18 protein-coding genes are annotated in these 16,901 nt (G+C 69.0%); 12 read left to right on the plus strand and 6 right to left on the minus strand.

Annotated elements, in window-relative coordinates:
* Positions 1-5 precede the first annotated feature (5 nt).
* Complete coding sequence (locus ACFYR3_RS35410) at positions 6-1,562, minus strand: Re/Si-specific NAD(P)(+) transhydrogenase subunit alpha (RefSeq protein ID WP_389286119.1); 1,557 nt, start codon at positions 1,560-1,562, stop codon at positions 6-8.
* Between the two features lie 137 nt (positions 1,563-1,699).
* Between ACFYR3_RS35410 and ACFYR3_RS35415 the strand changes: the two genes are divergently transcribed.
* The 7 genes from ACFYR3_RS35415 to ACFYR3_RS35445 all read left to right on the plus strand — a co-directional run bounded on the left by ACFYR3_RS35415 (position 1,700) and on the right by ACFYR3_RS35445 (position 6,087).
* On the plus strand, positions 1,700-1,855 hold the full coding sequence (locus tag ACFYR3_RS35415; protein ID WP_355856530.1) for a hypothetical protein: 156 nt from the start codon (positions 1,700-1,702) through the stop codon (positions 1,853-1,855).
* Positions 1,856-2,041: 186 nt separating this feature from the next.
* Entirely contained in the window at positions 2,042-2,182 is a 141-nt protein-coding gene (locus tag ACFYR3_RS35420; RefSeq protein WP_389286039.1) for a hypothetical protein, read from the plus strand.
* A 1-nt stretch (position 2,183) separates the two neighbouring features.
* Positions 2,184-3,467: an MFS transporter gene (locus ACFYR3_RS35425; protein ID WP_389286041.1), complete on the plus strand. Its 1,284-nt coding sequence runs from the start codon at positions 2,184-2,186 to the stop codon at positions 3,465-3,467.
* A gap of 340 nt (positions 3,468-3,807) precedes the next feature.
* Positions 3,808-4,221 carry a hypothetical protein gene (locus tag ACFYR3_RS35430; protein ID WP_389286043.1) on the plus strand — a complete coding sequence of 138 codons (414 nt, stop codon included), beginning with the start codon at positions 3,808-3,810 and terminating at the stop codon, positions 4,219-4,221.
* Positions 4,222-4,375: 154 nt separating this feature from the next.
* Entirely contained in the window at positions 4,376-5,035 is a 660-nt protein-coding gene (locus tag ACFYR3_RS35435) for a DUF1707 domain-containing protein (protein ID WP_389286045.1), read from the plus strand.
* Between the two features lie 177 nt (positions 5,036-5,212).
* Positions 5,213-5,647, plus strand: coding sequence for a MarR family transcriptional regulator (locus ACFYR3_RS35440; protein WP_355856501.1), 435 nt, complete (start codon positions 5,213-5,215; stop codon positions 5,645-5,647).
* A complete protein-coding gene (locus ACFYR3_RS35445; RefSeq protein WP_389286047.1) occupies positions 5,644-6,087 on the plus strand; it encodes a hypothetical protein in 444 nt (147 codons plus the stop codon). The genes ACFYR3_RS35440 and ACFYR3_RS35445 overlap by 4 nt, the downstream gene beginning before the upstream one ends.
* Positions 6,088-6,354: 267 nt before the next feature.
* Here the strand turns inward: ACFYR3_RS35445 and ACFYR3_RS35450 are convergent, their stop codons facing one another.
* Entirely contained in the window at positions 6,355-7,731 is a 1,377-nt protein-coding gene (locus ACFYR3_RS35450) for a serine hydrolase domain-containing protein (protein ID WP_355856495.1), read from the minus strand.
* A gap of 114 nt (positions 7,732-7,845) precedes the next feature.
* Between ACFYR3_RS35450 and ACFYR3_RS35455 the strand changes: the two genes are divergently transcribed.
* Positions 7,846-8,541, plus strand: coding sequence for a TetR/AcrR family transcriptional regulator (locus ACFYR3_RS35455; protein ID WP_389286049.1), 696 nt, complete (start codon positions 7,846-7,848; stop codon positions 8,539-8,541).
* A 119-nt stretch (positions 8,542-8,660) separates the two neighbouring features.
* Here the strand turns inward: ACFYR3_RS35455 and ACFYR3_RS35460 are convergent, their stop codons facing one another.
* On the minus strand, positions 8,661-8,999 hold the full coding sequence (locus ACFYR3_RS35460; RefSeq protein ID WP_355856489.1) for a hypothetical protein: 339 nt from the start codon (positions 8,997-8,999) through the stop codon (positions 8,661-8,663).
* A gap of 431 nt (positions 9,000-9,430) precedes the next feature.
* On the opposite strand from ACFYR3_RS35460, the gene ACFYR3_RS35465 reads away from it, so the two are divergent.
* The gene (locus ACFYR3_RS35465; protein WP_389286121.1) at positions 9,431-9,682 is read left to right on the plus strand and encodes a transposase; all 252 of its coding nucleotides are present in this window, start codon (positions 9,431-9,433) and stop codon (positions 9,680-9,682) included.
* A gap of 44 nt (positions 9,683-9,726) precedes the next feature.
* The gene (locus ACFYR3_RS35470; protein WP_389286123.1) at positions 9,727-10,212 is read left to right on the plus strand and encodes a DUF6193 family natural product biosynthesis protein; all 486 of its coding nucleotides are present in this window, start codon (positions 9,727-9,729) and stop codon (positions 10,210-10,212) included.
* Between the two features lie 146 nt (positions 10,213-10,358).
* Here the strand turns inward: ACFYR3_RS35470 and ACFYR3_RS35475 are convergent, their stop codons facing one another.
* The 3 genes from ACFYR3_RS35475 to ACFYR3_RS35485 form a co-directional block, all read right to left on the minus strand.
* The gene (locus ACFYR3_RS35475) at positions 10,359-11,282 is read right to left on the minus strand and encodes an HD domain-containing protein (protein WP_389286051.1); all 924 of its coding nucleotides are present in this window, start codon (positions 11,280-11,282) and stop codon (positions 10,359-10,361) included.
* Between the two features lie 845 nt (positions 11,283-12,127).
* Entirely contained in the window at positions 12,128-14,125 is a 1,998-nt protein-coding gene (locus ACFYR3_RS35480) for a HEAT repeat domain-containing protein (RefSeq protein WP_389286053.1), read from the minus strand.
* Positions 14,122-14,550 (minus strand): hypothetical protein, encoded by a 429-nt coding sequence (locus ACFYR3_RS35485; protein WP_355856477.1) that lies wholly within the window; start codon positions 14,548-14,550, stop codon positions 14,122-14,124. Before ACFYR3_RS35485 ends, ACFYR3_RS35480 begins: the two co-directional genes overlap by 4 nt.
* Positions 14,551-14,798: 248 nt before the next feature.
* On the opposite strand from ACFYR3_RS35485, the gene ACFYR3_RS35490 reads away from it, so the two are divergent.
* Both ACFYR3_RS35490 and ACFYR3_RS35495 read left to right on the plus strand, forming a co-directional pair.
* Positions 14,799-15,029 (plus strand): hypothetical protein, encoded by a 231-nt coding sequence (locus tag ACFYR3_RS35490; RefSeq protein ID WP_355856474.1) that lies wholly within the window; start codon positions 14,799-14,801, stop codon positions 15,027-15,029.
* 271 nt (positions 15,030-15,300) lie between these two features.
* Positions 15,301-16,884, plus strand: coding sequence for an FMN-binding glutamate synthase family protein (locus ACFYR3_RS35495; RefSeq protein ID WP_389286055.1), 1,584 nt, complete (start codon positions 15,301-15,303; stop codon positions 16,882-16,884).
* The last annotated feature ends 17 nt before the right edge of the window (positions 16,885-16,901 follow it).

A 16,901-nucleotide genomic window follows, 5' to 3' on the forward strand; every position in this document is an offset into this window, starting at 1 on the left:
GCGGCTCAGCCCTTCGAGAACATGGACAGCATGCGGCGGGTGACGGCGAAGCCGCCGAAGATGTTCACGCTCGTCAGCAGGATCGCCACGAACGAGAGCGTGGTGACGATCGCGCTCTCATGCCCGATCTGCAGCAGCGCCCCGATCACCACGATCCCGGAGATCGCGTTGGTGACCGACATCAGCGGCGTGTGCAACGCGTGATGCACCTTGCCGATCACGTAGTAACCGATCACGACCGCCAGCGTGAAGACCGTGAAGTTCGCCGCGAGTTGTGCCGGCGCGAAGGCGACCAGGGCGAACATCGCCAGCATGCCGGCGCCGATCAGCCCGAACCGGGCCGCCGGGGTGAGTCGCGGCTCCTTCGGCTGTGCGGCCGCTGCCACGGGTGCAGGCTGCGCGGCGGCCTGGGCCGAGACGGCCACGGGCGGCGGAGGCCAGGTGATCTCACCCTCGCGTACCACGGTCACCGCCCGCTGGACCACGTCGTCGAAGTCGATGACCAGCCGACCGTCCTTGCCGGGCGTCAGCAGCTTGAGCAGGTTCACCAGGTTGGTGCCGAACAGCTGTGAGGCTTGGGTGGGCAGCCGGGACGCGAGATCGGTGTAACCGATGATGGTCACGTCGTTGTCGGTGACCACGATGCGGCCCGCAACGGTTCCCGCGACGTTGCCGCCCTGGGCCGCGGCCATGTCGACGATGACGCTGCCGGGCTTCATCGCCGCCACATCGTCCGCGGTGAGCAGACGCGGGGCGGGGCGGCCCGGGATCAGCGCGGTCGTGATGACGATGTCCACGTCCTTCGCCTGCCCGTGGTACAGCTCGGCAGCGGCGCGGTCGTAGTCGGCGGAGGTCGCCTTGGCGTAGCCGTCGGTGCTCGCCTCCTGCGCGACGTCCACCGCGAGGTATTCGCCGCCCAACGACCGTACCTGGTCGGCCACTTCCGGTCGCGGATCGGTCGCCCGAACGATCGCGCCGAGGCTGGAGGCGGCGCCGATGGCAGCCAACCCGGCCACACCGACGCCGGCCACCAGTACCTTCGCCGGCGGGACCTTGCCCGCGGCCGTCACCTGGCCGGTGAAGAAACGTCCGAATACGTGCGCCGCCTCGATCACGGCTCGGTAGCCGGCGATGTTGGCCATGGAACTGAGCACGTCCATCGACTGCGCCCGCGAGATACGTGGTACCGCGTCCAGGGCCAGTACGGTAATTGGCCGGCTCGCGAGCTCCGCAAGGAGGTCCGACCGCTGGGCCGGGCTGATCAGTCCGATCAGCGTCGCGCCGTCGGGCACGCGCGCGATCTCGCCCGGCGAAGGGGAGTTGACCTTGAGTACGATGTCGGCCTGCCAGGCGTCGCCTATTTGTGCCCCTGCGTCACAGTAGGTGCCGTCCGCGAAGCCTGACGCCGTGCCGGCCTCCGACTCGACGACTACGTCGTAGCCCAGCCCCACCAATTGGCGCACTGTGGCAGGCGTCGCCGCGACACGGGTCTCCCCGGGAGTGGACTCGGCCACCACTCCGATGCACTGGGGCGGGTGGTGGGCCGGTTCTTGTGCGGGCATGGCAATGTCTCCCTCAGGGGCGCGCAGATGCGGCGGCACGAATGTGTGATCAGGGGGAGTCCCACCCCTTGGACGCAGGAACTTACATGGTGGAGCAGGCTGTTTGGCACAGCGGGCAACCGTGACTTGTTTCACGCATGGTCTCCCAGGGAGCCGCCGAGCGAGCCGTGGCCCAGGCCGGCCTCGACGCCGCGACCACCGAGCGCACGCCGCTGCTCGCCGAGCTCTACCGGCGCGGTCGGGTATGGCGTGTCCGCGAGGTCGGCCAGGGATACGACCATTTGACTGGCTGAGCGCGCCCGCGACTTCGGCGTCGAAGAACAGGTCGCAGCCGAGCAGGCACTGGAGGAACTCGGCCGCCGGCAGGAACGGCGGGCCTTCTGGTCGCCGGGCTGGCGCAAGCACTCCGGCATCGGCCGCAGCACCCTCTACCTGACCGCAGCACCGTCTACCTGACCGAAGACGAGTTCACCGAGCTGATGGAGGGATTCGGTGGGATCCTCGCCCACTACGTCGAGCAACGACCGCTCGACTACCTCGCATCGCGCCCACCCGGATCGAAGGCCGTCAATATGACACTCGTCGTCACACCGCAGGAACCAACAGCGGCGGAGGGCTGACATGCGGGCCATCGCGCCGGCAATGCGCCAACGCCACCTGCGACTCATTCTGTCGGCCGGACTCGTGTCGCTCACCGGCGACTGGATACTCCGCGTCGGCCTCGCCTACTACGTCTACGCACTCACCGGTAACACACTCGCGTCGGCCCTCATGCTGCTCGCATCGTTCGTACCGCAGATCGTGCTCGGTTCGCTCGCCGGCGTGTTCGTCGACCAGTGGGACCTGCGGCGCACCATGGTCACGGCAAACGTACTGCTCGCCCTTGGCCTGCTGCCCCTGCTCGCGGTACACCGGCCCGGCCAGATGTGGATCGTCTACGTCGTCACCGCATGGGAGGGATGCGTCCAGCAGTTCTTCACCCCCGCCCAGCAAAGTCTGCTGCCCCGCTTGGTCGATGACGAGCACCTCGTGACCGCCAACGCGCTCAACAGCCAGAACAGCGACCTGTCCCGGCTGATCGGCTCCGCCCTCGGCGGTGGCGCCGCGGCGGCCGGTGGAATCGACCTGCTCGCGCTCCTCGACGCCGCGAGCTTCCTCGCCTCCGCTGCGTTGATCGCGGCAATCCCCACCGCAGCGCGGGCGGAGCGAACACCCTCCGCCCACCCGGAACTCAAGGCCCGCATCGGGCAGTTGCGCACCGACTGGGCCGACGGAATGCGGCTGTCACTGCACCAGCACGTGCTGCGCGTCATGGTCGTCTTCCTGCTCGTCACGAGCGTCGGCGAGGGCATCATGAGCACGCTGTTCGCTCCCTTCGTCCGATCAGTGCTGCACGCGAGCGCCGAAACGTACGGTCTGATCGTCGCCGCCCAGGCGATCGGCGGCATCGGCGGCGGACTGCTCGCCGCATCGATCGGCAACCGTCTGCCCGCAACCCGGGCGATGGGCTGGGCCGCGATCGCGTTCGGGCTGATCGACCTCGCGCTTTTCCTCTACCCGCTGCAAGTCGGCGCCGCCTGGCCCGCCCTCGTGCTGATGATCCTGGTCGGCTTTCCCGGCGCATTGCTGGTCACATCCATGATGACGCTGTTGCAGCGCCACACCACCGACAGCCACCGAGGCCGCGTCTTCGGCGCACTGGGCGCCGCCGAAGGCATCGCCATCGTGGCAGGCACGTGCGCGGCAGGCTTCCTGGGCCAGTCTCTCGGCATCGTCCCCGTACTCGCCGCGCAGGGCGGCGGTTACGTCCTCGCCGGACTGCTCGTGGTAGTACTCCTGCGCCATGACAGCGCAGGGCACAACGCTCCTGAGCATCGCACGCACGAGTCGGCGGTCGGGCATTGAGCTGTGCCGGGCGTCAGGACACCCGTGTCGGCGGACCGCGGATGAGGAATCACAGGGAGCGGCTCACCGACGCGCCGCCCGCCCCGACGCAACCGGTCCGCGCCACCCACACTGGCTCGGACCGGCTCGTTGTCCAGGGACGCCCCCTGTACGTCAGGGAGTGGAGAAGGGCGGAGCGTCCTGATCGCATTTCGTTCCGGGGAGGGGGAGGGTGCCGTCGATGAAGTAGCGGCTCTCGTGCGCTTTGATGCAGCTGCTGGGGTTGAACAGCGCCACACCCGCGCGTTGCCGGAACAGACCGACCTTCACTGGATGTTCACCAGGACGCCATACTGTGCCCATGAGCACACCCGCCAGACCGCAGGTCTCCACTCAGCCCTCTCCCTCTCCCTCACCGTCGCTGTCCGCGGCCGAATCCCTCCCCGCCGACCGGGCGCAGCCCCGGCGGAAGTGGTGGGTCGCCCCGCTGGCCGGTGTGCTGGTGGCTTTGCCGGTCCAACTCGTCGCCGCCTTCCTGCTGTTGGTGTCTCCCATGGCGTTGGACTCGTGCACCGCCGCCAACCCCTGCGGGCGCACGGAGGCCGCCATCGGCGCGGCCCTGTTGCTGCTCCTGCTGGCGCTGCTCTCTCTGGGTGTTCCGTGGTACCTGGCGAAGAGGAAGAGCCTCGGCGTGGGAATCGGGGTGAGCCTGATCCCGCTGGGCCTCACGCTGGCGTCCATCGGTGCACTGCTCTTCGGGATCGAGTTCGGCTGACACGACGGCACCTGTGACCGTGCGGCCCCCGACTGACCCATCGCCTCTCCGTGAAGGGGCCGGCCGGGATTCATGTCGCGATATAGCGTTAGTCTTCTCGTCGCGCCGCTGCCTGCGTCGCGCGGAGACGTTTCGACAGGACCAGGACGGAAGCATGTCGGGAGAGATTTCGCCTACCGGGAGGCACTCCGGCCCCGACTCGTCGCCCGAGCTGCGAGCCTCGCACGCGGACCGGGACCGGGTGGTGGATGTGCTGCGCATCGCGGCGGGGGACGGCCTGCTGACCGCGGACGAGTTGGACGAGCGCCTGGAAGCCGCCCTGTCGGCGCGGACTTTGAGCGAACTGACCACACTCACCGCTGACCTTCCGCCGGTACCGGCTGCGGTCGGCGGGAGCGGAGTAGAGGTCAAGGACGTAGTTCGCATCGAACAGGTCCACAGCGGCCCGGTCGAGCGCGTGGGGCGCTGGGTGGTACCGCGGAGGCTGGAGCTCTCGGTGACGTTCTGCGATGTGAGGCTTGATTTCACCGACGCGGTGATCACGCACGACACCTTGCGGATCGACGTGGGCATGACAGGGAAGACTCTGACGCTGGTCACGAGGCCGGACATCGTGGTCGATACGGATGGTCTGCAGCTGGTGCACAGCGGGGTCAAGTACCGTCAGGCTTCGACGAATCCTGATACGCCGGTCACGCTGCGAGTGGAGCTGGTCGGTCAGAAGGTCCACGGCCGCGTGGTGGTGAGGCCCCGGCGTCGGACGTTCGGGCAGTGGCTGCTGCGCAGGCCCACGCCCCCTTCTGCGCGCGCCTGACTTCATCGTTGTGGAACTGCGCTGAAGACTTCTCTGTGCCGGAGCGGATCGAAGCCGTCCTTCACTGACGCGAGCGCCAGGAACTCCGGCGGATTGGTCTTCGGGGTGCTCGGTGGCGTCGAGATCGTCCTGAGAAGGGCTTGCGACCGTTAGTACGATTTCGTAATATACGAAATCGTGAAGTCGAAATCCGTATCCCCTGAACGGTCCGCGCTGCTGACCCTGCAGCGCGCAACCCACGCCACCTTGCACCTGATCACCACAGAACTCGTCGACCTCGACCTGACCGCCTCCGAGATCAACGCACTGGCCAACCTCGCGGACGGTACGGGCCGCACCGTGTCCCAGCTGGGCGCAGCCGTCGGCGCCCGTCCCACAACTCTGACGAGCGTGCTCGATCGCTTGGAGCGCCGCGGGCACATCACCCGTGGCACGCGCGCCGGTGACCGCCGCTCGGTGCTCATCGAACTCACCGAATCGGGGCACGCGACGGCAGTGCTGATCAAGCAGACGCTGAACGAGCTCGAGAGGCGTGCGCTGGACGGCCTGCCCGGCGAGGCCGTCGCCGGTTTCTATGCCGTCCTGGATGCGCTGACAGGGGAGGGGAGATGATGGCGCTCGACGACGGCGCGAGCGAAAAGCCCTCACCGTTCACGGAGTTGATGGGGGAGGTGATGGCCGGTGCCGAACGCTTTGGGCACCGCCAGCACATTCACCTCACGTGGTTGGCTGTCCGGCGCTACGGAACCGCCGAGGCCGTGGACCTGGTCAGCAGCGGCATCCAGCGCACCGCCCGCTACGCAGGCGTTCCGCAGAAGTACAACTCCACCGTCAGTCGGGCCTGGGTAGAGCTGGTGGGTCACCACGCGGATGAGTCGGACACGGCGGACTTCGACACTTTCGCGAACCACCATCCCGCGCTGCTCGACAAGAAGCTGCTGACCCGTTTCTACCGGCCCGCAACGCTGGCGGGCGCGGCGGCCAGGACCAGTTGGGTCGAGCCGGACCTCGCCCTCTTCCCTTGGCGGCCGGGGTCGGCAGCCGACGCGTGAGATCTGGACCAGAAGACCGGGACGCCTTGGGGAGAGAGAGCGCGTCGCGCCAGTGGCCGGTGGCGTCACCGGCAACGGGGCCGGCCAGGGTGATGCCGCGCTCCTGTGAGGCCGAGACCACGCTTGGGCCGAGACAGCCCGCGTTCAACAGGTGCCCGCCTGGCAGCCGGTCCTTGGCGGAGACGGGTCATGACTGCACGTCGGTCGGCGACCGGTTCGGGGCGCAAGGCGGGGGCGACCGCTCGGTCCGCCCCTGCCTGCTGTGGATCAGGACGCGTGCGTGGCGCGGCCGAAGAGCCGGCCGGCGAGGTCGACGCCTGTGACCGTGCCGTTGGCGTCACGGGAGAAGTAGCCCCGCTGCCCCTTGAGGCCGCCTTCGGTGATCACATAGTCGTCACCGTCGCCGGGAAGGAAACCGAGGCCCGCGGCCGGGTAGTCCGGAGGCATGTCCTCGTCCGATGCCTCGCGGATCTGCGGCTTGATCCCGACCTCCAAGGTGAGACGGGTGCCGTCGGTGGCGATGTCGAGATTCAAGGCGTCGATCTCGTAGTGGCCGACGACCTGTTGGGCCAGTGCTTTGTCGTACGGGAGCGGCTCCACCGTCTTTTCGACGAAGCCGAGGTAGTGCTCGAGCGCCCACCGCACGACGGACTGGTTGAAGGGGTAGCCGTCCGGACCGACGTTGGCCAGGGAGGCCACTGCGAAATTGCGTTCGGGCACGATGAGCAGCTCGGCGAACTGGCCGTTGCCCGATCCGCCGCTGCCGATGCCGTGGAGGCCGTCGAAGTCGTGCAGGAACCAGCAGATGCCGAAGCCTTCGCCGAGCGTGCTGCCGCGCATTGCGACCGTCTGCTCGCGCATCCGGTGCAGCTCCGCGGCGGGCAACACGTCATCGCCGTCGCCGAGTTGGAACTGTGCCCAGCGCAGCAGATCGCTCATCGAGGAGGCGAGTCCGCCGCCGGGGTTGTCGCCGCGCGCGCCCTCCTTGAACGCGTTCCAGGGCCGGGCGGCTCGCAGCGCCCCGTCCTCGCCGCGGTTGTAGCCCACGGCGAACTTGCGGATCATCACCTCTGCCAGTCCATACACGGTGTCCTCCAGGCCCACCGGCTCCAGGACGAGTGAGGACATGGCCTGTTCGAAGGGAAGGCCGGTGACCTTCTCGACGATCCGGCCAGCCAGGTTGTAACCGGCTTGGCTGTACGAGGCGCGGGCCCCGGGCGGTGCGATCAGCGGAAGCCCAGGCAGCTTCTCCACCAGTCCGGCCAGGGAGCGGTCGCCCTCGCCGTCGTCGATCAGGTTCCAGTCCAGGCCCGCGGTGTGGTTCAACAGGTTCAGGACGGTGATCTGCGCCGCGGCCCGCTCGTCGGCCAGCTTCAGTTCGGGCACGTAGTGCCGCACCGGCGCGTCCAGGTCCACCTTTCCCTGAGCGACCAGACACATCAGCGCGGTCGCTGTGAAGGTCTTGGACACCGACGCCAAGGGGAAGAGGGTCTTCTCGTCGACCGGGAGCGGGTTGGCGAGGCTGGTCACACCGTGCGACGCGTAGGTCTCCCGACCGTCCAGCAGCACCCCGACGGCGACACCGGGAACGCCGAGCTCCGTGGCCTGCGACGCGACGAACTCCGAAAGCTTGTCCTGCGACATGGCTCTCCCCTTTCGACGTTTTCGGCGCTTGAACTAAGTACGAGTGCGAGCGTAGGACTCACTTGAACAAAGTGCAAGACCCGTCATGAACTAAGTTCAAGTAGCATGATGGTCATGCCGCGAGACACGCTGACCGCAGACCGGATCATTCGTGCGGCCATCGAGCTGCTCGACGACGAGGGGCTGGACGGCCTCAACATGCGGAGCCTGGCGCAACGCCTCGGCTCGGCCGCCACGGCCGTCTACTGGCACATCAAGAACAAGGACGACCTGGTCCGGCTCGCCAGCGACGCGGTCTGGCACGAGGTCGAGGCGCCCGATCTCGACGCCACCGACTGGCGTACGGCCGCCGTCGCCCATGCCGTCGGCGTGCACGCGATGCTCACCCGGCACCCCTGGCTCGTCCAGGCATTCGGCAGCCACCTCCTGCACGGACCCGCCCAGGCCCGGCACAACGACCTCACTCTGGCCATCTACGAAAAGGCGGGCTTCGCCGCCGCCGACGCGGACCGGGCGGCCGCTGCCGCACTCGCCTTCGTGCTCGGCAGCACGCTCGGTCCTGCCGCACAGGTCTCCCTGAACCGTCGGCTGAACAAGAACGGCGCGGACGCCGAGCAACTGATGGCCGAGGCCATGAAACGCGCCACCGAGACCGCCATGCAATTCCCGCACCTGCGGAAACGCCTCGACACCACGGCCGCCGCGGAGTACGCCGGAGCGCCCGACAATTCCTTCGAGTTCGGCCTCCAGTCCCTCCTCGACGGCTTCGAGGCCCGCCTCGCCGTCGACCGCGCGGAGCCTGGCGGGTGATACGCCGGCCCACGGGACGGTCGGGGCCGACATCAGGGCTCCGCGCCATCTGCTGAGGACTTGAGCCAGAACCGCGACGCGTGGACCAGGTTCCGGTCGGCGACCGCCGAAGACGGTGCTCAGCCCACCTGTTCCTGATCCGTGCCGGTCGTCGGCGGGAGTACTCGGAGCCTCGCCATGGGCTGCACCCAGGACAGGTCCGTGCCGTCGAGTTCGACGAGCGCACTCCAGCCGGAGGGCAGTTCGGGGAACTCTCCGTACGGCGGCCGGTGCATCCGGACCACCCGGGCCGGGGAAGTCCGGTCGCCCGGTGGGCTGTCCACCGGGAGCACCGACTCGCCGACGAAGACCCCCCGCTCCAGACTGATGCAGCGGGCGTGACAGATCACCCTGTGCGCCGAGGGCCGCTCGTACATGATCACCACGTGCAGCAGTCCCACAGGCTCGGTACTACTCATGCTGAGGATGCCTCCATCCGGGGTCGGAACCGATTCATGAACTCGGCGGGCACGTCGGACGCCACACCACTGCCGATGATGCCTCCCACAACACCCCCGATCACACCGCCGACGACGGTGCCCGCGCCGGGGAAGGTCGAGCGGATGGACGCGCCCACCTCTGTGCCGTAGGTAGCGCCCGGGGTTCCTGGAGATCCAAGCCCGCGGCCACCGAGGCAGCCGCCAGGTCGTCCGCGAACACCTCGCCGCCCTCCGGTCGGGCACCGCCGAACCGGTCCGGGCCGACACCCCGAGCTCCCGCAAGGTCACCTCGTGGATCATGCGGCCCCGGGAAACGCTCACCGAAAGCCAGGACGAGCGACTCCTTCAAGTCCGGCTCGCCTGCCCGGACATCACCCGGGGCCCCCGATCTCGCTCGGGCCTTCGCCGCTCTGGTCCGTCACCGGCGCGGATACCTGTTGCTGGAGTGGATCCGACTGGCCGAACAGGACGCGCCGAAGCCCATGAAGGGCTTCGCCGGCTTCCTCCGTCAGGACCTCGCCGCAGTCACTGCCGGCCTGACCCTGTCCTGGAGCTCCGGGGTCGTCGAAGGACACGTAAACCGGGTGACGACGCTCAGGCGGGCCATGTACGGCCGATCCTCGTTCCGACTCCTCCGGATACGCAGTCTCACCCGGCCATGATCTTCGTTGTCAGGGCGCCGGTTTCAGGCAACGGCCGCCACACTATGACAGTGGACGCGAATGACGAGACCTGCGATCGACAGTTGCCCCTCCCCCCAAGACCAGTTCTGCCAGACATAGTTGCAGCGCGCAGTCGCGGGCTGGCTGACGTTGTCGAGGCCCATTGGCAGTCCCTGCGACTCACCTGGCAGTGGAAGCATGCAGTGAACCAGATCCGCTCGCCCGGGCGCCCGTATCCGGGCATCGTTCCGTTGCTGGAGGCTGCCGCCGCTCAGCCACGACTCCGGCGGCTGTATCCGTTCACCAGCCACTTCGCCCTGCTCTTCAGCAGCTCCACCAGCTACCCCTGGACTGTGCAGGCCGGATCGATCGAGCCCCTGGACAACGGACGGTTCAAGGTGCGCCGACGCAATCCTTCCGCCGTGATCGGCGAAGTCGAGACCGCCGAAGAGGCTGTGGCCCTAGTGCTTGGACTCCTGCCCACCGGCCCCGAGCCCGTCATCACCGCCTCCGCGGACGAGCACGTGTGACGGTGTGTGGCCACACCCGTCGATATCAGCACCCCGCGGCCTCTACTCGAGATCGTCGTACTCACGGAACCGGACCGCCGGAGGCGCCTGATGAGGCAGTGCAGGGCGACTTCGGCCTCGCGTGCTCTGGAGAAATGGGAAAGGCCTCATTGAACGGGATGGTCGGGGGCGACCCAGTTCAGAGCAGATCCAAGGAGGTCATGGAGCTCTTGGTCGGTTTGGAGATCTCGGTGCTCCGGGCGGGTGTCACCAGTGCCGAGGTCCGCATGATCGAGTTCGACTTCACCGCTACTCCAGACAGTGATCAGCATGACCCGGCTCCCGGCCTCGACGGTCAGCCAAGTGCTGGTCTTCAGACGGCCGTCCGCTGGGGAGTGCCCCAGTTCGGCAGTGATCCCACGCGAGCGGAAGACGGCCTCGTTCTTGGCGAACCATGCGGTGAGCGCGGTTGGGAGGTTCGGCGGTCGTCGGCCGCCCCCGTCTGCGGGGTAGGACATCTGAAAGGCGAGACGTGCATCGGCCTGGTCGCCGATGCGCGTGAGGACACTGTCCAGGTCGAGGAACTCCTCCCAGACCGGCCTTCCGCTCGCCACCGCCAGTCCGGCGACGACAAGGTCCTCGAGTTCGGGGACCCGCTTGTTCTTCCAGATCTTGTCGGCCAGGCTGACCAGGAGGTCTTCCATCCCGGCCTCCTTGGTGCTCCAGCCGGCGTGTGTAGCGGCGAAGCGTGCCATGCCGGAATCGACGCCTCGGTTCAAGAGCAGCTCACGTCCGGCTTCCTCGTGCTGCGCGCCGGGAGTGGACAATTCGGCGGGGTGCAGGGTCTTGCCGATGTCGTGGGTGGCGGCTCCGAAGAGAACGGCCCCCGCGTTGATTCCCAGGTCGAGGTTGCGGGCGGCGATCCATTCGAGGAGCTGCCCTGCGACGTCGTGGACTGCCCGCAGATGTGCGACCAGGCGCGGCGGAGCGTCAACGTCGTGAAGCAGTTCGGCAGCTTCGATCGGCAGTGGACGGAGCGGGGGCTGGTCGGTGTCCTGGAGGGCGATCGACAGTACTCGCGAGGTCGTCACCGCGACAGGGTAGCCCTGGTTGGCTGGGGTGGGTTTTTGGTTGAGTGATTGTGTGGCCGAGACAGTGGTGTGGGCTGACCGCCGTGTTGTGGATGGTGATGTGGTTGTGCGGGGGTTTCATTCGACCCGGGAAGCCGACGTGGTTCCGGGGGTGCTCTGGCTGTCGCCTTCGCCCATCTCGATGGCCCCTCCTCTGGTGCTGTTGGGGTATGGGGGCAGCGGGCACAAGAGAAGCGAACGGATCTGTGGTCTGGCCCGATGGTTCGCGTCGCGTGCCGGTGTCGCCGTGCTCGCGATCGACGGGCCCTACCACGGTGAACGAGTCCCCAGCCCGTTGGCGGCAGCGGAATACCAGGCCCGTATCGCCGCGGAGGGGATCGATGTCGTCCTCGATCGGATGACGGACGACTGGCGGGCGGCTGTGGACGCCATCGATTCCTTGGGTGTCGCGGACACCGGCAACCTCGCCTACCTGGGGATGTCCATGGAACGCGGTTCGGCATCCCGTTGGCGGCCGCCTTGGGCGGCCGGCTCCGTTGCGTGGTCCTCGGCAAGTTCGGCCTTCGCCAAGGACCAGGCTGCCGGGCGATCCTGTCCCGCCGGGAACCTGCGGCCGGACAGCAGGGCGAGTTGCGGAATTTACGCGAGCCATCGCGCCACGGGGCCCCCACTCCCGACGGCCGTGACACGGCACGCCTGTGTGCCACGGCGGTACGTGAACACGCTTCGCCGGTCGCGTAGCTGCCGAGCCGGCACCTCGCCGCCGCCAGCGACTCGCCGCCCGGCACGCCGGCGTTGGGGCTTCGACGGCCTTCGAGGGTGCTTGGCGTGGTGTCTGCGCGATGTCAGGTGGCACCGCCGGGCGCGGAGATGGCGAGCAGTGCGGCGCGTACGGCGGCGCACAGTGCGTCGTCCTCCGGGACGGAGCGCCAGGTTCCGTGCCTGACGGGCCGTTCGTCGGCGTCGAGGAACCCTCTCAGGACGGGCTCTGCGGGGGCGGAGTCCGCGCCGATCGCGGCCAGCAGCTTCACCGTCTCGACGACCGCCGGGTAGGCACCACCCCGTTCCACGAACGGGGCGATCGCCCGGACGAGGGCCGGGACGACCTCGTCGGTCCGTCCGGTGATCCGCCACAGTGCTTCGCCGACGCGCAACGGCAGCCAGCCCTCCGCGTGCAGGGGGAGGAGCTCGCGGAGCCGCCCGGCGTGCGGCGCGGCTGACGGCCCCAGCTCCGCCAGCAGCGTGGCGGCGTTGTCCTGGCCGTACGGCTCGCCCAGCTGGGGAAGGAGCAGTTTCAGCGCGGGCTCCCGGTCGCCGGTCAGCCGCCCGTAGGCGAGTGCCAGGCTGCGCGGTGCGAACGGCTGGTCCGCGGGTGGGGCGTCGAGGAGGGCGCGCAGTCGTTCGCGGGGTACGGCCTCGGCCGCGGCCGGCCCGATCGCGACGAGGGCGTCCAGTGCCCATACCGCGGCGTCGGTGTCCAGGAGGGCGATGAGGTCCGGGATCGCGGGGGCGGCCGCTCCGCCCCACGCCTGCAGCAGCTGGCAGAGCGCGCGGCGTTCGTCGAGGCTGGAGGCGGCGGTGAGCCGGGCCCGCAGCGGCGGCAGCAACACGTCGGCGTGGGTGCCGAGCCCCGCGGCGACCTCGGTCAGGCTCAGCTCGTACGTCCACCAGCCGTCGGCGTGGACCGAGTGGTACGCGAACCCGGGCCGCGCTGTGGCCAGGCGTCGGGCCAGGGGCGGGACGCATCGCACGTCTCCGATTCGCGACAGTGCCCAGAGCGCGTGGGACCGCGCGGGCGGGTGCGGTTCGACCTCTTCCGTGACCATGGCCGACAGCGCGTCGGCCCAGGGGCGGGCGGCCTGCCCGCACATGCCAAGGACCCGGGCGGCGAACAGCCTGTTGTCGGGCTCGGGGTCGGACAGCGAACGGGCCACGGCCGGCAGCAACTCGGCGACGGCTGAGCGTCGGCGGCTGAGCGCCTCGGCGGCCACCTGAAGTGCTCCCGCGCGCACAGCGGGGTCCGGGTGTCCGAGCAGTCGGCGGGTCGCCTCGGCCAGGCCGGCCCGGTCCTCTCCCAGCAGGCCGACAGCCCAGATGACTGTCGGCGCGGCCGCGCCGCCTCCCGGCCGCCGCCATGCGTGCGGTTCGCTGCCGGACAGCACGTCGGCCACGGTCCGCATGTACGCGCTGTCGTCCTGCCCCGGCAGCGCGCGGCGCAGGGCCTGCACGGCGACGAGGCGTACGGAGGGCTCGGCGCCGTCCATGAGTTCCCGCAGCCAGTGAAGCGATGCGCTCCGCTGTTCACCGGCGTGGGCGGTCAGTGAGCCGGCCGAGTCGATGAGCTGGAGCCGCGCCTGTGGTTCGCGCTCCTCCTCCCACCGTGCCCGCAGCGCGGCGATCACCTCGTCGGCCCGGTGGTGAGCCTCGGCCAGGGCGTCCGCGACGGCCATGCGGTTCGCCGCCACCGGATCGTCGAGCAGCGGCAGCAGGTCGGTGATCGCCCGGTCCCACGCGGCGGGCCAACCGGGGGTGACGAAGCGGGGTTGTGCCGTGTTTCCCGAGTCGGCCAGAGACCCGACGAGGTAGAGGAGCTCGCCGCGGACGTCCGCATCGACGGCCGGGTCCGCGGCGGCCGCGATGATGTGGGGGAGAGCGGCCGGAGCGCAGGAGTAGACCCCGCCGCCCTGATGGTGGACGTGGGTGAGCAGATCGTCGGCAGCGGCGGCGGCCTTCGTGGGCCGGTGGAGGTCCCGCAGCATGGCGGGCACGTCCTCGGCCGTCCCGTAGGCGTGACTGAGGGCCGTCCAGTCCACGGCTTCGAGCCGCGGGGGAGTGTCGCTCACCGGTGGCTCGCCTCGACCTGCTCAGAGACCGCGAAGACGTCGTCGCAGGCCGGGCGTGTGGCGTGGCCGAAGAGATGCGTGACCCCGCGTGCGACTCCCTCGTGACCCGCCTGGGTCGCTGTTTGGTGCAGGCGCGCGGGCAACGGGGCGAGGGCGGCCGGACCCGCTGGCGGCAGTGTCGCCTTGACCGGTTCAGCGGTCGCGCAGTCGCCGATGAGGCCCGCCGCCAGGACCGCTTCCTGCGGTGCGCCGGGGGCATGGCCGTCTGCGACGGCCGCCACGTGGGGGAGGACGAGGAAGCTGTCGTCGTGGACGCACCCCTGGTGGCACAAGTCGTTCCACGAATCGCTCCAGACCTGCCCGTCCTCCTCACCGCCCAGGCGTGCGATGGCGGCGGCGAGGTCGTCGGAGGGTTTCACGATCATGACACCGGATCCTTCCAGGAACGGTCCCTTGCAGGAGGGCGTCCTCGGCAATATGCGCGGGTCCCGGACCGGACGGCATCCGAGGCCGATGTGTCGGATTCCGGAGCCATGCCCGCGTCTCCGGAGGCGGGCACGACACCGGGCGGGCGCTCGGCCGCCACCCGGTGCTTGCGGTGTTCCATCACCGCCGTGGGAAGCGGGAGGGCGTCGACTTGAGCCATAATTCGAACATGTGAACTAATAGTGGCATGGAGTCCGAGCCCTTCCCTCACGATCTGGTCCAACTGCAGGTGGCCTGGTACCGCACCTACGACGCCCTCGCCGCGTCCCGCCCGGCGGCGAACACGGCGCTGCGCCGTCGTCTACTGGTGCTGTCGGCCCGGCTGTGGTGGCATCCGTTCTGGTCGGGCCCCGGCCGGATGCCGGCGTCCCGCATGGAACTGCGCAGCCGAGCCCGCGCCGTGGATGCGCGACGGTGAACCGGCGTTCCGTATCACCGCTCATGCCTCCCACCTGGAGATCCGGGCCCAGGCGGAATGCAAGGCGCCCCGGCCGTTGCCTGACGATCACCGGGAGCGAAGCCCTGGCGAAGCGGGTCGGATCGGCGCGCGGGGACCGATCGCTTCCTGCCCGGCCGCTGAGCCGCAGCCCGGGACCGGCGCGCGATGAAGCCTCCCCACCGCCTGGCCGGAGCAAATGGCCACGCGCCCGTTCGTGATTGACGACCGGGTTTGGGGACACACGGACGTGGTGCTGAAGATACGTCTGGTCGTTCTGCTCGGTTTGCTGGCTGTGGGTGGTCTGGTGGCCGCCGCCCTGGTCTCTCCCTGGTACTGGGGCGCGGCCGTCCCCTTGCTCCTGGCACTGCTGGTGGCCGTACACGACCTCGTTCAACGGCGGCATTCAGTGCTGCGCAACTACCCGTTGCTCGGGCATCTGCGCTTCGCGCTGGAGGCGCTTCGGCCGGAACTCCAGCAGTACTTCATCGAGCGCAACTTCGACGGGCGCCCTTTTGACCGCGATACTCGCAGCATCGTCTACGAGCGAGCCAAGGGAACCGCCGCCGAGGAACCCTTCGGAACGGAACTCGACCTCTACAGGGCCGGCAGTGAGTACCTCACCCCGTCCATGGCCCCGCGAGCAGTGCCCGACGGCCCGCCCCGAGTCCGGATCGGCGGACCCGCCTGCACGCAGCCGTACGACATGGCCCTGCTCAATGTCTCGGCGATGAGCTTCGGCTCCCTGTCGGCCAACGCGGTGCTGGCTCTCAACACGGGAGCTCAGCTCGGCGGCTTCGCCCACGACACCGGCGAGGGTGGCCTGTCCGAGTACCACCTGCAGCCCGGCGGCGATCTTGTCTGGGAGATCGGTACCGGCTACTTCGGCTGCCGGACGGACGACGGGGGCTTCGACGAGGGGCAGTTCGCCGACAAGGCGGCGCACGAGCAGGTCAAGTGTGTGTCATTGAAGATCAGCCAAGGCGCCAAGCCGGGCATCGGCGGAGTTCTGCCGGGTGCCAAAGTGAACGCGGAGATCGCGCGGGTCCGCGGCGTTCCGCAAGGGGAGACGGTCGCCTCTCCCCCCTTCCACCGTGTGTACTCCACTCCGCGTGAACTGGTCCGTTTCCTGGGCCGGATGCGCGAACTGGCCGATGGCAAACCCGTCGGGTTCAAGCTCTGCGTCGGCTCGCGCCGTGAGTTCCTCGCCGTGTGCAAGGCCATGCTGGCCGAAGGCGCCGCGCCGGACTTCATCATCGTCGACGGCGCCGAGGGCGGAACGGGCGCGGCTCCGCTCGAGTTCGCCGACAACGTCGGACTACCGCTCGGCGAAGGACTGATGACCGTGCACAACGCCCTCGTCGGCGTCGGTCTGCGGAACCAGATCCGCATCGGCGCCAGCGGCAAGGTCGCCACCGGCAGTGACCTGGTGAAGCGTCTGCTCCAGGGCGCTGACTACACCAACGCCGCCCGCGCCATGATGTTCGCGATCGGATGCATCCAGGCGCAGCGCTGTCACACCAACACCTGCCCGGTCGGGGTCGCCACCCAGGACGCACGACGCGGTCGGGCCGTAGACGTCGAAGACAAGTCCCGGCGCGTTCACCGCTATCAGCGGGCGACGGTGAAGAGTGCCCTCCAGATCATGGCGTCGATGGGTGTCGACGATCCGCAGGGCCTGCGCCCCCACATGCTGCTTCAGCGGGTGGACGCGCACACCGTCCGTTCCTACGCCGAACTCCATGAATGGCTCACGCCCGGACAACTGCTCGTATCAGTCCCCGACAGTTGGGCAACCGACTGGCAGACGGCCGACCCGGACCGCTTCACCCACTGACCCGTCCCCTCGCACCA

The sequence above is a fragment of the Streptomyces sp. NPDC005784 genome, assembly GCF_042871525.1.
GTDB lineage: Bacteria > Actinomycetota > Actinomycetes > Streptomycetales > Streptomycetaceae > Streptomyces.

Excerpts from the sequence above, each read along its gene's own strand:
- ACFYR3_RS35410 (WP_389286119.1), bottom strand. The coding sequence starts at position 1,562 with ATGCCCGCACAAGAACCGGCCCACCACCCGCCCCAGTGCATCGGAGTG.
- ACFYR3_RS35415 (WP_355856530.1), top strand. The coding sequence starts at position 1,700 with ATGGTCTCCCAGGGAGCCGCCGAGCGAGCCGTGGCCCAGGCCGGCCTC.
- ACFYR3_RS35420 (WP_389286039.1), top strand. The coding sequence starts at position 2,042 with ATGGAGGGATTCGGTGGGATCCTCGCCCACTACGTCGAGCAACGACCG.
- ACFYR3_RS35425 (WP_389286041.1), top strand. The coding sequence starts at position 2,184 with ATGCGGGCCATCGCGCCGGCAATGCGCCAACGCCACCTGCGACTCATT.
- ACFYR3_RS35430 (WP_389286043.1), top strand. The coding sequence starts at position 3,808 with ATGAGCACACCCGCCAGACCGCAGGTCTCCACTCAGCCCTCTCCCTCT.
- ACFYR3_RS35435 (WP_389286045.1), top strand. The coding sequence starts at position 4,376 with ATGTCGGGAGAGATTTCGCCTACCGGGAGGCACTCCGGCCCCGACTCG.
- ACFYR3_RS35445 (WP_389286047.1), top strand. The coding sequence starts at position 5,644 with ATGATGGCGCTCGACGACGGCGCGAGCGAAAAGCCCTCACCGTTCACG.
- ACFYR3_RS35450 (WP_355856495.1), bottom strand. The coding sequence starts at position 7,731 with ATGTCGCAGGACAAGCTTTCGGAGTTCGTCGCGTCGCAGGCCACGGAG.
- ACFYR3_RS35455 (WP_389286049.1), top strand. The coding sequence starts at position 7,846 with ATGCCGCGAGACACGCTGACCGCAGACCGGATCATTCGTGCGGCCATC.
- ACFYR3_RS35460 (WP_355856489.1), bottom strand. The coding sequence starts at position 8,999 with ATGAGTAGTACCGAGCCTGTGGGACTGCTGCACGTGGTGATCATGTAC.
- ACFYR3_RS35470 (WP_389286123.1), top strand. The coding sequence starts at position 9,727 with ATGACAGTGGACGCGAATGACGAGACCTGCGATCGACAGTTGCCCCTC.
- ACFYR3_RS35485 (WP_355856477.1), bottom strand. The coding sequence starts at position 14,550 with ATGATCGTGAAACCCTCCGACGACCTCGCCGCCGCCATCGCACGCCTG.
- ACFYR3_RS35490 (WP_355856474.1), top strand. The coding sequence starts at position 14,799 with ATGGAGTCCGAGCCCTTCCCTCACGATCTGGTCCAACTGCAGGTGGCC.